Below are 15,806 nucleotides of genomic sequence, written 5' to 3' on the forward strand. Positions count from 1 at the left end.
CTCTGCATCCCTCGTCCCCAAAGCCGCCGAAATGGACCCTGTCATTACCACCGATGCATTGACCATGCATTTCCGCCGCTGTGACGCGCTGATGGGAGTCGATCTCTCGATCCAGCCCGGAACGGTCTTCGCTCTGTTGGGTGAGAACGGCGCCGGAAAGACCACCTTGATTCGCATCTTGACCGGCTTCCAGGAACCGACCAGTGGAAGCTGCACGGTTTGCGGCATTGACCCGTTGCGTGACCCGCAAGCCGTCCGTCGCCAAATCGGCTACGTCAGCGACGCGCCCGCCCTGTACGACTGGATGACGGTGGCGCAGATCGGCGGTTTCACGGCGTCGTTCTACGACCAGACGTTTCTGCCGCAATACGAAGCGGCGATCCGGCGGTACGACGTCCGTCCGGAACAAAAGATCCGACACCTCTCCAAGGGACAGCGGGCCAAGGTCGCGTTGTCCTTGGCGCTGGCGCACGATCCCGCCGTGTTGATCCTGGATGAACCGACCAGCGGACTGGACCCCAAAGTTCGACGCAGCTTCTTGGAATCGATGATCGATCGGGCGGCCACGGGCCGCACCGTGTTTTTATCCAGCCATCAGATCAGCGAAGTCGAACGGGTGGCCGACACGATCGCGATTCTGCACCGGGGTCGCATCCGCTTGCACGGCCAACTGTCGGAACTGCGCGAGTCGATTCATGAGGTCATCATCGATACCGATGATCCGTTACGGGCCATTGCTCCACCGCCGGAGCCGGCGGAGGTGTTGACGGAAGAAACGTCGGGACGTTCGCGGCAATGGTTTGTCCGCGGATTGGATCCCGAGATGATTCAAGCGTGGCGATCGAGCCCGGGCGTGACGGACGTGCGCACGCGGGTGGCATCATTGGAAGAAATCTTTGTCGCCTGCACGGGCGAGCTTCAAGCGGTCTGAAAGGGGCTGGGCGGAAACACCACTGTGGCAAGTTCATGAGTAGCGACACCATCATCGAAACGACACGCACCGTCCCGGATCGGTCTTCGTCGACCGCCTGGTTCTGGTGGAAGGAAAGCAAACAGCTTGCGCCCCTGATCATGTTGCTGATCATCGTCGCCGGCTTGATCCTGATCATGAACGTGATCAGCACGGCGATCGTCAATCCGGGAGGATTCTGGCTGCCCGACGAAGTCGTGTTGCTGGTCTTTCCGGGACTATTCGCGACCGGCGCCGGTCCGTTGATGGTCGGCCAGGAACGTTCGCTGCGGACGATGGAATGGCTGGCCTTGTTGCCGATCTCGGCCAAGCGATTGTTGAGCACCAAGCTTTCGGTGGCTTTCGCCGGACTGGCACTGATGTGGTGCGTGGTGGCTGTCGGGATCGCCCTGTTCGGCCTGGGCAATCCCCACGACGCCAATTGGACGATCGGCCAGCGTCCCTCGCACTCGGACAATCCGATCAGCTATCCGATCTGGATGGTGCATTCGATCTATGTGTTGCTGTCCGGCTTCTACGTCTCCTGGCGAATTCGGCACACGTTCTACGCGTTGATTCTACTGATCCCGCTGGCGTTTGCACCGATGATTGCGGTCGGGTTGATCGCCGCCTACAACGACCGACCGATGATGTCGGGCACCTACGATGTGTTGATCGGTGTCTTCACGCTGTTGGGAATCGCGGTGATGGCACCGTTAAGCTATCGCGCCGCGATGCGGGCCCTCGGCCCGGAGCGGGCTCCCGCGGCTGTGCCGCTGTTGGAACTTCCCCGACGCTCCTCGGCCGACGCATCCGTCGACGAAACGGCGCCCCGATTCGGCACCCGGGTTGCGGCGCTGGTGTGGCAATCGATTGAGTCACGACGCGGGATGCTGGTGCTGTTGGTGGCAATGTTGCTCGTCAGTCTGCTGGCATTCATCCGTCTGTGCAGCATCGATTCGCGACTTCGCGGCATCGACCAGTTCTTGCCTTTTGTCACCTTGCTGGCGCCGCTGGCGGTGTGTTGGTTGGGAACGGCGGTGTTCAAGCAGGACGGTGCCATCGAGCAGATTCGCTTCCTGGCCGATCGAGGCATCACGCCTCAGACGGTGTACTACGCTCGGCACGCAATTCCCGTCGCAATCCTGGCCACGGGCTTGCTGCTGTACGCCGGCTGGGCGTTGACCACCGTAGGCGGATGGGACCGCGACCGCACGCCCGTTCCCAGCCTGATCACCGTTGCCGCCGTGGTGTTTCTGTTCTACAGCGTTTCGCAGTGGGTCAGCCAGCTCGTCCGAACACTGCTGCTGGCGGTGATTCTGGGGCCGATCATTTCCGTCATCGTCACCGTTTGGCTGCTGACCGCCTACACTCAACTTGCCTTGCCGACGGCGGCACTGGTGATCGTCAGTCTGCTACCGCTGCTGGCGACGCGAGTGGTGATGCGACGGTACATGGACGCCACGGATCGCCCGCTGGCATTTGTTGTCGCGGCAGGCGTCGTGGCAGCCATGGTGATCGTTCCGATCGTCTTTGCCATCGCCTTTGTCCGGGGCGTTCCCGGGATGACTGCCGAGCAGCGCAACACGCTGCTTGCCGAGGCGCATTCAGCCCGTCGCCAAACCGCCTCTCCGGTCCAGTTGATGTTCTTGGATTGGAGAAGCAATGCCGAACGCACGCTCGTTCCGGACAGCCAGAAAGACCTGATCGAGAAGATTCGCAACAGCCTGAACGCCAACTCCCAGGACCCGCGACAGTGGATCAACGGCCTGGAAACATTGCGGCAAGGGTCGTTTCCACTTCAGGGTGACTTCTACGCCCTCGACCGGTTCCAATCGGCGTTTGTCCTGCATCGGATGCGTTGGCGGCAAGACAATGACGCGGAATCTTTCGAGCGGTTTGCTCCCTGGCTGGATACCGCTTCGGTTCTGTTGAAGGGTCTGCGTCGCAGTCGACAGGTCGCGCAACAAGAAATCGCCGATCGTTTGGAGGTGACTTTGATCGAGACGTTGCGCACACCGGAGATGAGGCCGCATCGCGACGCACCCGCGGTTCGGTCGGCGGTTGCCTCGATCGGCACACCGGCCTCTCGCGCCGCCGCCCGGCGACGGGCCGTCCTGGCTTCCTGGGTTCAGCGCCAGGACCCGCAGTCACGATCATCGCGAGACCATGTCGCCGCCCTGGAAACCATGCCCCGTGGTCTGGTCGCGTGGTTGGACGAACCGCTGTACGAATCCTTCGTGTTGGCAGCGCTGGACGGTATTCAAGCGAGCAAGAATCGGTCCGATGATGGTTCTTGGCGACGCCGATTGCACTCGCTGGCAAGTCCCAAAGGCGTGTTCGAATCCAGCCAGTACAGTGACCGATTCCGCCAACTGCCGGCGGCGGCCACGATGGGTGAAAACTACTTCGCCGGTCCCGGCCAGCTTTGGGGTCGAGCCTGGGAATACGTCGATGTGGCGGAGTTTCTGCAAGCGGGTGATGACACGACTTCGCCGGCTCCGGGCATCACATCCGAAAGTGCACCCTCCGAGCCAACCGCGACGCCGGGCAGCCAGGCGTCCGAGCCCGAAGCGTCCAATGCGGATCCGTCCGGATCTGCCGACACGCTGTCGCTGCGTGATTCGATCGCAGCCAACAATCAAATCACTCCCACGGAACCGATCCGATGAACGCACCGGCTACCTCTCGCGATTTGACCCTGTATGGCGTGGTTCTGACACCGATCACCTTGTTGATCCTGTTGCTGGTCGGATCGGCCGTGCGTTGGCAAATTGGTCAGGGTCAGATCGAGCCTTTGATGGCGGACGAGTTTGGAAGCAAAACGATGGCGGCACCCTCGCCGATCGCCCATCGCTACGAATCGCAAACCTCCGCCGCACAGACCGCCGCTTTCCGCGAAGTCGTTCACGCCAGCACTTCGCTGTGCGACACCTATCGCGAGCTGTTGCTGGCGGATGAAGAACGAATCGAAGAGCGGATTGATCTGTCTGGACCGCTTGCGGATGCCGACTGGCCGCTGGCACCGTTCGTTCAGCGGTTCGCCTCCGATGCTCAGCCGGTCCTCCGCGCCTTCGATGACCTGGATTTTGACGCAAAGCCGTTCTGGCTTCCGCTGGCGCTGGACAACAGGGGAGAGTCTTGGAGCGACATTGCCGAATTTCGGTCGCTCGCCAACGTGTTACGATTGGAATTTCAGGATGCCGTCCGGCAATCCGAACCGGACCGGGCTTTGGCAGCGCTGCGTCGGCTACACCAGGCATTCGAGAAGCCGATTCCTCCGGGATTTGTCTATTTCGAGAACACACGCTTGCAATGCTATCGCATGCTGTTCGACTCTGTGCTGTGGTCGCTTTCCTCGGGAATCTGGAATGAAGAGCAGCTGCAGCAACTGCAGACATTGCTGTCCTCTCCCATGGACCTGAATGGCCGCGCGAAACAGGCCGCCGAAGCGAACCTGCTCGATCACGCCCGCTGGCTGAGGAACGGTGAACGGTTTGAGAGCTATTCCGACGGCGTGCTGGATGACTTTGCCACCGCGCCTTCCAATCGGCTCGCGTTCCTGCGATCTCACCAGGAGCAAATGGAGCGGATCGATGTCACCCGTCCAAGCCGGGTCCTTCGCGGTGCCGACGGAATTGACCCGCAAGTTGTTGTGGGCCTGGGTGAGTTGGACACGTTGCTGCAGATTCCGTTCACCACGGACGCCGATCAGCGAGCCCGCTCCTTTTCATTCACCGATTCGATCGTCTACGCCGACTGGTTGCATCTGAATCGACAAAGACTGGCGCGGACCGGGGTCGCAATCGCTCAATACGAGCTCGAGAACGGCTCCTTCCCGGACAGCCTTTCCCAGCTTTCGAAGGTCGGATTGCCGGTGTCCGAAACCCAAAACGTATTCGGATCGTCCTTCGGGTACGAAGTCGACGGGCAGGATGCGTGGCTGAGCAACACCGTCGAAGGCGAGGTGGGGTTGAAGTTGCCGGTCCCGGTGTATCGGAACTGGCGATTCCATCGGGTTCGCATTCGCTAGACGCTGCCTGAAACGCCCGAAGCTCTGACTTTCAGCCCGGTTTTTCTGCAACGTCGCCTTTTGCTCCGCAAAAGCAGCAGGAATCAACGCAGCTTTCACGGAGTGAAAGCCGACGATCGATCACCGACCCGCTGCTATAGCCACTTTTCAGAAGACCGACGCATTTTTTGCGTTGCGCGCCCGGGCCGTTCGTCTCTGTCAAAATAGACTCATCCATTTTGACTTTGACTGACGCCGAAAATGTCTGCTTCCCAGCCACAACGCGACGAGACGCTCGACCCCACCCTGGAGGTGGAGCTCGCTGAGTTACTGGATCGGTACCTGACCGAGCGTCAGCAGGGGACGGCGGTCAGTCGCGAACAATGGTTGGCTCTGCATCCCCAGCACGCCGACCGTCTGGCGGCGTGGCTGGACAGTGCCGATCTGTTCGGCCGCACCGAGGAGCAGGCGTTCGACGTGCAGCCTCCGGACCGCACCCCGGCCAACTGCGGAATGCCAGATGCAATCGGCGACTACGAGATTCTGAGCGAACTGGGCCGCGGGGGCATGGGCGTCGTGTACTCGGCCCGTGAGAAATCGCTCGACCGCGTCGTCGCATTGAAGGTGATGCGTTTCGGCATCGTCGACCCGAAGGCACTCGAGCGATTCCAACGGGAAGCCGAGACGGCCGGCGCATTGCATCACACCAACATCGTCCCGGTGTACGCCACCGGCAGGGAAGGGGACCACAGCTGGTACGCGATGCAAAAGATCGACGGACAAAGCCTGGCGGGCCGCATCGCTTGCGCCCGGGAGGATGATCAGCCGGTGCCGCTGGAGGAAGTGTTGCTGGTCGGTATCCAGGCGGCCGAAGCGTTGCACCATGCCCACCAGCGCGACGTGGTTCATCGCGATGTCAAACCGGCCAACCTGATCGTCGACCCCGAGCAGCGGGTGTGGCTGACCGACTTCGGCTTGGCACGACGACTGGTGGACGTCGGCGCGACAATGACCGGCACGATGCTGGGAACGCCGCGGTACATGAGTCCGGAACAGGCCGATCTGCGAAACACCGAAGTCGATCACCGCAGCGACATTTACTCGCTCGGGGCGACACTGTACGAACTGGCCACGGGCCGGCCACCGTTCGAAGGCGACGATCCGCTGGAGATGATTGGCAAGATCCGACACGACGAACCGGAGCGGCTGACGAACCTGCGACCCGATTTGACCCGCGACTTGGAGGTCGTGTTACAAAAGGCGATGGCCAAAGAACCGGGCCGTCGCTACCAAACTGCGTCCGCGTTGGCCGACGATCTGCGAGCGATCCGCGACGACCATCCGATTCAGGCGCGTCCCTTGTCGGTGCTTGAAAAGGCGGCTCGTTGGTCACGAAAGCATCAGGGGCGGTTGCGGACCGCCGCCACCGCCACGGTTGCCACGGCAGCCGGCGTGGCACTCCTTTTGGCGGCCCTGAATCGTTGGAACGAGAGCCGGCTGGGACAGTTTCGTTTGCGCTCCGGCGGGGCACCGTCGGTTGCCTACCTTCATCCGCTGGGCGAATCCGACCTGGCTGACGACGCGGTGGAACTGGCCGTGCCCATGCAGGGATTTTCAAAGCTTCCCGCGGGAGACTACCACGCAACGATTGCCACCCGCGGCACGTGGAGCCGCGACGTGACGGTCCCGATCACCCGCGGCATGCCGTCCGATTACCGGTTGAGCCAGCAACCATCGGATCAGAAGGAAGTCTCCCTGGACGGGGCTTTGGTGGTCACGCTGCAAGGTGATCGGCAGCCGGCGATCCTGTGGCAACGCGATGGCCAAATGCGCCGCATCACGTTGGACGGCCGAGCCGATTGGGAATTGGATGGACGCTTCGTCCCCACCCTCGTGACGGACATCGATGCGGACAACACGGCTGATGGGGACGAATCCCGTCAGCCGATCGACTTCGCTTTCACCCAGCAAGCTTCGGATCATCGCCATGGCCATCGAACCCTGGACGACGACTCGCTGTTTGCCGGCGGTGTCTATGCCTTGCGAACCAAGATCGATTTGAATGGCGACGGCAAGGGCGACACGCTGGTCGCGGCCACAGACCGACAAGCCTTGATGGCGGTCAATCATCAAGGCGACGTGCTGTGGTCCCGAGCGTATTCCTTTGGCGGGCTGTCGGAGGAAAGTGTGATTGCGGATCCGAGTGGGCGACGTCGGTTTTCGTTCCCGGGCGTGTTCGGTTTGCGTGACGTCGGCGACTTCGACGACGACCAGATCAGCGACGTCCTCGCCACGCTGGCGCATGTTCGTGGCAACGCCCCGACGGAAGTCTGTCTCGCGCTTTTAAGCGGACAGACAGGCCGTGTCATTCGCTCTTTTAAACACCAAATCAAGGCGACCGACGGGACGCTTTGGCCCGTCGATGGGCTGTTCGAAGTGGGACGCCACCAATTGCGTTCCCATCGCGGATTGACTTTCGGAGTCGATTCCACGCGACGCGCCTCCAGATCCCGGATCTACGAATTCCATGTCCGTCAGAGCACGACCGGTTATCCCTTTCGCGTCGCTCTTCCCTCGCCCCCGCGATTCATCCACAGCCGCGAGACCGACTGGGCCGTCTGTCTGAGTGGTGATCAGTGTCGGCGCTACGATCTGCGAACGGGCCAAGAAGTAACACCGGCTATTCAGCTTCCGTTCATGCCGGCACGCAGTCCGGCGATTGCCCGCGCCGGCGACGAGGTCCTGCTGGTATTCCATTCTGCTGACCAACAGGTGACTCCCGGTGTCGGCAGCTCGGGGATCCAAGTTGTCGCCTACGGAATCAAGGGCGACAAACGGTGGCAACGGCAGCTTGCCGAAATTGACTGGGGGGAATCCATCGGACGAAACCAGAACGATTGGCCGCTGGTGACCGACCTGAACGACGACGGGATCGACGAGATCGTGGTCCCCACGCACGGACCGCGTTACGGTCAGGAAATCGGTGTGCAACTGCTCGGGTCGACCGACGGCCGGCCGTCGTGGGCGGCCTCGCGAGTACCTCAACTTTACTGCAGCGCCGATCCGTGTATCAGCCGAGTCGGTGTGACAGCCGATATCGACGCGGACGGCACTCGCGATCTGGCCACCGCATCGATCGCAGGTCCGGGATCCGACACGGCCACGTTGGGGGCGACTTTAAAAACCGGGGACGCCTTCGTCTACGTTGATTGGATCTCCGGCCGTACCGGTCAACGATTGGCTTGGGCGAGGCATCGTCTGCCGGTCATTGGCGATCGCGTTTCGATCGCTGAAATCGATGCGTTGCGCACAGTGGCGACGGGCAACGGAACCGTCGAAATCGATTTGGTCACCGGCGACAATTCGACGGACGTGGAACTGGAATCCGCCGTGGTGCGGTTCCGACCGGGCTCTGTCGATCCGATCGCCATCGCGCTCGGATTGGATGGGGTCCCGACCCCCGGCGATGACCTCGGCGGCACACGTGTGTACCGTCGTCGCGGCGGCCCCTACGGCATCGGTGACGACCACGTGCGTTTGATGGAAACACCGGATGGACGTCCCGAACGGCTCGGTGAATCCGAAGTCATTTCCACTTGGCGAACGGAAAGCGGCCGCAATCTGATCGCGGCCATCGGAATGGACCCGGTTCGGCTGAGTGTCATCGACTCGGAAACCTTGCACACCGTTTGGGTACGGCAACGCCGGGCGGGTCAAAACATGCGCTCGGTCCCGGTCACCGTCGCGGGCGGCCAACATTGTTTCGTGGTGCAAGATCAGAGTGGCCATGAACAGCCGCCGGAACTGTTGGACGCGGAAACGGGCGAAGTCCTCGTGGAACTGTCCGACATCGCTGGCGGCGTCATTGTTGCCGCCGACTTCCTGCCCGATCAGAACGGGCTGCTACTCGTTGGCGATGGCCGTCTTTCCAGCCCCTTCGGCGTCGAACGCCCTGACGCGTTCACTCTCTCGGTGTTCAGCATCACGACCGGACGCCGTCGATGGTCCGCGACGTTTTTGGCGCGCGCGCCGCACTTCAACTATCCCAGTGACTTCGATGATCTCCGTCTTGCGGATCTCAACGGCGACGGTGTTGCGGATGTGATCGGACCGGACGCATCGGCAAATTCTTCTTTTTCACTCACGGCGTGGAACGGTCGCGACGGGCAAAAACTATGGAAGCTTGATCTGCATCAAGAAGCGCAGCGTTCGGACTACTACGTTCCGTTTGATTTGGTGAGGATTGATGGTCAACCTCATGTCGCGTATTGGGGTCGGGCCGAAGATGAAAAGGATTCAAGGCAATTGCACCTCGTTGATCCGCGCGGTCATCGCTTGGCAAGCCACGAAATTCTGGACACGTCAGACTGGCTGAGCATCGATCGTCGCTATGGATTCCGAGCCCTGGCGTTGGCGGCCCACCCGACCGAGCCCCGCATCGTCGTGTCGACGACGGGAAGGGGGCGCCCGCAGTGCCAGGTGTTGGACGTCGGCCAACGCGATTTTGAAGTGTCCGCGTCGTATTCAAGCGAGGAGACGATCCAGGGCGTGTGGTTTCATGATCTGGATGGTGATCTCGTCCCGGAGAGATTCGAGGCGACCGCGCAAAGGCCTGATGACTCTAGTGCAGACGCGTTCCAAACGTTGACGGTCACCTGCTACCGGTTCGACGAAACCGATCCACTTTTCTGCGTCGCAATCGACGGCGACAATTCCATCCGCGATTTCCAATGGCGAAATGATTCGGGACATCCGGTCAACTGGATGGAACTGGATTCAGGACGCTTTGTTGCCATCGACTGGTCAACCAGAGAAATCCTTTTTGATCGCCAGATCGCCGGCCGGGAGGCGTTCTTGTTTCCCCGCATCTGCAATCCAGAAACCGGTGAGATCGCGCAGCCAACTCGCGACGGCATCGCCCTGGTGTCCATGCCGCCCTCCACCTCGGATTCGGAAGCGGTCGTTGATGCCCCCCTTGTGATCGGTCCGGCCCAACCGGACCCGCGGCGCGTCAAACGGTTATTGCAGGGCGTCGCACCGGCGCCGTCCCCGTCGACTTGGATGTTGGAGATGGCCAAATCAGCGTTGGCCTTGGGCGGCTTGGTGGTTTTGCCGTCGGCTTACCTGTGGCGCAGCTGGCGACGCCGACGTTGGAGTCTCGCTTGGATCCTGCTGGCCCCCGTGGTTGCCGGCACGGCAATCGTGCTGTGGCAAAGCCGGTGGATTCACCAGCCCAGCTTGTTGGCACAGTTGCTGCCCGGGGTCGGCGTGTGGTTGACGCTGGCCACGCTGGCGATCGCCAAACGTCATCGCCGAGACGCGGACGGAGGCAACGTTCGGCTGATGCTGTCGGTCGGAACACCGGTGGTCTTTGCCGCCATGGTCGGCTTTGCGTTCGTTCAATCGCGAGAACCGGGATTCCGCTATGTGGTCTCCTGGACCGATTTGGCGGGCGTTTTGTTGACCAGCTTGATGCTGGTCGCACAGCTGTACTGGATGCTCCGTCTTCCGGTGGCTGCGACCCGACGGCTCCGCCAGTTTTTCTCACCGCGAGCGGTCGCGCCATGAACGCGACCCCCGAGGACGAGTCCGCAGCGGCCGAACGGTCGCTCCGCAGCACCTGGTCGATCGGACCGTTGCGTCCCTGGTTGAAGTTGTTGGCCGAACGCCAGATGCCTGCGGGGCTCCGCGGCCGGGTCGATCCATCCGATCTGGTTCAGCAGGCGTTGATCGACGCGTGGCGTGGCCACGATCAATTTCGCGGCCGAACACATGCCGAGCGGTTGGCCTGGTTGCGAGTGATTCTGACCCGAGCGATCCTGCGACAAGACCGGGATCAGCTGCGCACGGCCAAGCGGGGACGGGGGATCGAAGTCCAACTGCAGGCAGCGGTTGACCGCGACAGTGTGCGAATGGAGCAGTTGGCCGTCGATGACGCTTCGGCCGCCGAGACGCAGGTTGACCGTGCTGAACGATTGCTGGCCCTGGCGGCCGCGCTGGACGAGCTTCCCGAGGACTATCGTCAGGTGTTGACCCTGCGTCATATCGAGGGGTTGTCCCACGAGGCGATCGCGGATCGGATCGGCCGCAGCCCGGCGGCCGCGCGGATGCTGTGGGTTCGCGCCCTGGAAAAGCTGCGGTCGGTCTATCAGCAACCGTGACCGGTCGACGACGGGATGCATCCACCCCGATCCCGATCAATCGTCGTCGTCCTGCTCGCCCCGACGCAGGTCCGGTGTGATCGGGCTCGCGGCCCCGTCCTGATAGGCGCTTTCCACCTTTCGGATCGATTGAATGAAGTTCTCGATCGTCGGCGTTCGCATTTCGACTTTGGGATGCATCAATTGCATGATCGAACGCGCCAGCGATCGATCGACGTTGGGACACGCTTCGGTCAATTCCATCGGCGGGCGGGTATCATGATTGAGCGCGGCCCGTCCGCTGACGATGTCGCCCTGCCAGGGGTGTTGAAAGGCGATCAAACAGTAGAACGTCACGCCCAGCGAAAACAGGTCGACCCGCTTGTCGGTCGCCCGTCGTCGAATGATTTCCGGTGACATGTACAGCGGCGTTCCCGTGCGATTGCCGGGAGCCATGAAAGGCGGCGTCGCAGGGACGCTCAACCCGAAATCGATCAGTTTGACGTCTTCGGTTTTTGGCAGACAGATGAAGTTCCGCGGGCAGATGTCTCGGTGGATGAACTCCTTGCTGTGCACATACTTGAGCGCTTCGGACATCGATCGGATCAGCTTCAACCGTTTTCCGGCGACGTGTTCCTCCTGCTTCTTGACGATGATGTTCTGCATACTGGGGCCGGCGATGTATTCCATGATCAACACCGGCTGGCCCTTGGTGGACATCCCGACCTCGTAGGTCTCCACAACGTTGGGATGATGCATCTGCAGCGCGATCTCGCCCTCGGAGGGCTTCTTCAGATGGCGAAAGCGATCCTCGAACACCTTGACCTTCTCGGGATCCAGGATCTTCACGCCGACCAGCCGGTCGTTCCGCGCCAAGTCTTTGGCAACGAAAAAATGCGCCATGGTTCCCGTGGCAGCGGTGCGCTGTCGCGAAAAACGGGCCTCCACGTCGATCCGTCCCGACGACTTCTTGCCGCTGCCGCCGGAAAACATCGATTTGACGGAATCCAGGATCCCCATGGTCGTTTGTTACTTCCCGCAATAGTCGATGGCGCGGGCGATTTCGGACTTCAGATGCTTTCGCTGAACGATCCGATCGATGTACCCGTGCTCGAGCAAAAACTCACTGGTCTGGAAACCTTCGGGAAGTTCGATCCCGATGGTGGCTTTGATCGTTCGTGGTCCGGCGAACCCGATCAACGCTTTCGGTTCGGCGAACACCAGGTCGCCCAACGAGGCAAAACTGGCAGCGACACCGCCCATCGTGGGATTGGTCAACACGCTAATGAACAGACCTCCGGCCTGATCGTAGCGAGCCAGCGCGGCGCTGACCTTGGCCATCTGCATCAACGACAGGATGCCCTCGTGCATGCGGGCCCCGCCCCCGCTGGCGCTGATAATGATCAACGGCAAGTTGTGGGCGGTCGCGTGCTCAATCAAGCGGGCCAGACGCTCGCCGACCACCGATCCCATGCTGCCCATGATGAACGCGCTGTCGGTCACGGCCAGGGCCACGCGACGGGCGCGAATCATCCCGGTTCCCGTCACCGCGGCGTCCGACAAGCCGGTTCGCTTTTGTTCGCCGACCAGCCGCTCGGCATACCGTTTGCGATCGGAAAACTCCAAGGGATCGGTCGGCCGCAAATGTTCATTCATCGGTTCGAACGTCCCGTCGTCGATCACCTGCGCGATCCGCTCCATCGCGGAAACGTAAAAATGGTGCTCGCACTTCGGACACACGTTCAGACGCTGCTGAACTTCCTTCTTGTAGACGCTGGTCCCACAGCCGGGACACTTCAACCACAGCCCCTCCGGCACGCCACGTTTCTTGGGCGGCTCCTGGGCGGACTCCGTGGGCTCTGGCATGGTGGATTTTGAATCGGAATCGATGGTGGCCATGCGTCGGGTATCGGAATGGTTTGAAGTGGGCATCAAGATAAGCAACGACAGGAAATCAACACCGCGGGGCCGATCGCGAACGGAAGCCAAGCCCCACGGCGGGCGGCTCCGCTGACACGCATTCGGCCCAAATCAGCTCAGCCCGCGTCGGTCCAGCCCGCACCGGGTGAGGAACATCCGAGCCGACCGGGGACGGTTCTCCGACGGGCCAGTCTAGCTGATCACCATGATTTTCTCAGCCCCAAATCCGCCGCCGCCGGGGGGCCGAACCGATGCCGCCGCAACACTTTCCTCGATGCGGTCTACAATGCAACGACCCCGTCCCGCATGCGGTGCTCTGCCAGCATTCCCACGGCACCTCCCGACTCCCCACGTCCTCGACTTCGCGAACATCATGCCAGACATGCACGCTCATCCGATCGGCCGGCAACTTGCCACCTTCCTGCTGCTCCTGCTGTCTCCCTGGTTGGCCGCAGCCCGGTCGGCCCACGCCGCGGAACTGTTTCTGGAAACGGAAAGTTTCGACGCGCTCGGCGGCTGGAAGTTGGACACGCAATTCATCCAACAAATGGGATCACCCTACCTGCTGGCACATGGTCTGGGCCGACCCGTCGACGATGCCGTGAAAACCATTCAGGTGACCACGCCGGGGACCTACCGGGTGTGGGCCAGGACCTTCGATTGGGTGGCACGCTGGGAGGCTCCGGGCGCCCCGGGGAAGTTCCAGATCTGGATCGATGGTCAACCGCTTGAGCCGACCTTCGGAACGGAATCCGCTGACTGGGCGTGGCAGGACGGCGGGACGGTTCAGCTGGACGCGGGACCGACCGAGTTTCGGCTGCACGATCTGACCGGATTCGACGGTCGCTGCGATTGCATCTACCTGACCACCGAACTGGATCAGCCGCCGCCACCGGCCGACGAAATCCTTTCCCAATGGCGTCGCCAGCAGTTGGGCCTGCCGGAGGAACCGGCCGAGCGGGGTCCCTATGACTTGGTCGTCGTCGGAGGCGGCTACGCCGGCATGGGATCCGCGATCAGCGCCGCCCGGATGGGCTGCCGCGTGGCCTTGATCCAGGACCGTGGCGTCCTCGGCGGCAACGGCTCCAGCGAGGTTCGTGTCTGGGCGATGGGCAACATCCGTCGCGGAAAGTATCCGCGGATCGGTGAGATTGTCGAAGAGTTCGCCGACAGCGCCACCAAGTCGCCAGGCCGCTACGAGGAATTCGAAGATGAAAAGAAAGAGCGGATCGTCCGCGCCGAACCTCAAATCGATTTGTGGCTGAATCATCACGCCTTTGATGCGAAGACCGAGGGCAAACGAATCCTGTCGGTCGACGCGCTCAATACCAAGACCGGCCAGGTGACCCGCATGATCGGCGATCGGTTCGTCGATTGCACCGGTCACGGGTGGCTGGGCCAGTGGGTCGGCGCCGACAGCGACATGGCGCCCGACGGACGGATGGGAATGAGCAACATGTGGCGCTGGGACGAAACCGATTCGCCACAGGAGTTTCCCGAAACACCTTGGGCGTTGGATCTGAACATGGAAGACTTCCCGTACCCACGCGATCATCATGGCCAATGGTTCTGGGAAAGCGGCTTCGACAAGGACGCCGTTGGCAGTGCCGAAAGCATCCGCGACTGGAACCTCCGCGCCGTGTTCGGCGCATTCAACGCCATGAAGAATCGCGAAGGCGCGGACGATCACCGGACCGCCATCCTGACTTGGGTCGCCTACGTCGGCGGGCCTCGTGAAAGCAACCGGTTGTTGGGCGATGTGATCCTGACTCAAGAAGACATCGTCAACAAACGTGATTTCCCGGACGGGTGCGTCCCCAGCACCTGGTCGATCGACCTCCACTACCCAAAAGAACAATACGCCCAGAAGTACCCGCAGAACCCGTTCATCAGCAAAGCCGTTCACGACCAACGCGTCGACCGCATGTATGGCTATCCCGTTCCCTACCGTTGCTTTTACAGCCGGAACATTGACAACCTGTTCATGGCCGGTCGCAACGTCAGCGTCACGCACGAGGCCTTGGGGACCGTTCGCGTGATGAAGACCTGCGGGATGATGGGCGAAGTCGTCGGCAAGGCCGCATCGATTTGCGCACTTCGCGACTGCACGCCGCGCGAAGTCTACCAGGACCACCTGGACGAATTGCTCGAATTGCTGGAGCTACCCGGCAAGGCGCGTCGCAGCACGCCCTCGGCGCCCATCGTGATCGGTGAAGACGCTCTGCCAAAGGCGCCGGCGTACGGGATTCCCTCGGGTGTCGATCCGCGGTCGCTCGACGGCGTCGTGGTCGATGATCGCGAAGCCGACCTGCAGGGTTCCTGGGGTTCGGGAACTCGGGACATCAACTACATCGGTTGGGGCTATCGTTACGCCAGCCCCAATTCCGGAGCGACGGCGACCTTCGTGTTGACGGCAAAAGAACCGGGCACCTACCAGATACGGCTCCGCGCGGCGCCGTTTGACAACCGCGCGACCAAGGCGAATGTCGAAGTGCGATGGAACGACCGGGCGACAACACACGCGGTCAATTATCGCGGTAGCGAAGAGGGTGAATTCGTCGATGTCGCCACCGTGGAGCTGAACTCCGGCGACGAACTGACGGTGGTTCAGCGCAGCGCGGGTGCCAACGGTCTGATCCACGCCGATGCCGTGCAGATGGTCAAGATCGACCGCTAGCCGCATTCCAACCCACGCCGGAAAAGGGGACGGGGGTGAATAGCCGGAACGGCCCTTTGCTTCGGGTGCTTTGCCCTATTGACCCCCGTCCACTTTTCCGGATCCCGC

At 61.7% G+C, this 15,806-nt stretch carries 8 protein-coding genes; 6 read left to right on the plus strand and 2 right to left on the minus strand.

Annotated features, from left to right (window positions below; translation table 11 throughout):
- The first annotated feature begins 31 nt into the window (after positions 1-31).
- The 5 genes from FYK55_RS26515 to FYK55_RS26535 all read left to right on the plus strand — a co-directional run bounded on the left by FYK55_RS26515 (position 32) and on the right by FYK55_RS26535 (position 11,122).
- Entirely contained in the window at positions 32-931 is a 900-nt protein-coding gene (locus FYK55_RS26515; protein WP_150079659.1) for an ABC transporter ATP-binding protein, read from the plus strand.
- Between the two features lie 35 nt (positions 932-966).
- Positions 967-3,621, plus strand: a complete 2,655-nt coding sequence (locus tag FYK55_RS26520; protein WP_150079660.1) for an acyltransferase — start codon at positions 967-969, stop codon at positions 3,619-3,621.
- Positions 3,618-4,982, plus strand: coding sequence for a hypothetical protein (locus FYK55_RS26525; protein ID WP_150079661.1), 1,365 nt, complete (start codon positions 3,618-3,620; stop codon positions 4,980-4,982). Before FYK55_RS26520 ends, FYK55_RS26525 begins: the two co-directional genes overlap by 4 nt.
- Before the next feature lie 240 nt (positions 4,983-5,222).
- Positions 5,223-10,529, plus strand: coding sequence for a serine/threonine-protein kinase (locus tag FYK55_RS26530; RefSeq protein WP_150079662.1), 5,307 nt, complete (start codon positions 5,223-5,225; stop codon positions 10,527-10,529).
- Positions 10,526-11,122 (plus strand): sigma-70 family RNA polymerase sigma factor, encoded by a 597-nt coding sequence (locus FYK55_RS26535; protein WP_150079663.1) that lies wholly within the window; start codon positions 10,526-10,528, stop codon positions 11,120-11,122. The genes FYK55_RS26530 and FYK55_RS26535 overlap by 4 nt, the downstream gene beginning before the upstream one ends.
- Positions 11,123-11,158: 36 nt before the next feature.
- On the opposite strand, the gene FYK55_RS26540 is transcribed toward FYK55_RS26535, so the two are convergent.
- Positions 11,159-12,121, minus strand: a complete 963-nt coding sequence (locus tag FYK55_RS26540; protein WP_150079664.1) for a serine/threonine protein kinase — start codon at positions 12,119-12,121, stop codon at positions 11,159-11,161.
- 9 nt (positions 12,122-12,130) lie between these two features.
- Positions 12,131-13,033 carry an acetyl-CoA carboxylase, carboxyltransferase subunit beta gene (accD, locus tag FYK55_RS26545; protein ID WP_150079665.1) on the minus strand — a complete coding sequence of 301 codons (903 nt, stop codon included), beginning with the start codon at positions 13,031-13,033 and terminating at the stop codon, positions 12,131-12,133.
- A gap of 361 nt (positions 13,034-13,394) precedes the next feature.
- Here accD and FYK55_RS26550 point away from each other — a divergent pair, with 361 nt between their 5' ends.
- Complete coding sequence (locus FYK55_RS26550; RefSeq protein ID WP_235909006.1) at positions 13,395-15,698, plus strand: FAD-dependent oxidoreductase; 2,304 nt, start codon at positions 13,395-13,397, stop codon at positions 15,696-15,698.
- Positions 15,699-15,806 lie beyond the last annotated feature (108 nt).

The sequence above is a fragment of the Roseiconus nitratireducens genome (genome assembly GCF_008629675.1).
GTDB lineage: Bacteria > Planctomycetota > Planctomycetia > Pirellulales > Pirellulaceae > Stieleria > Stieleria nitratireducens.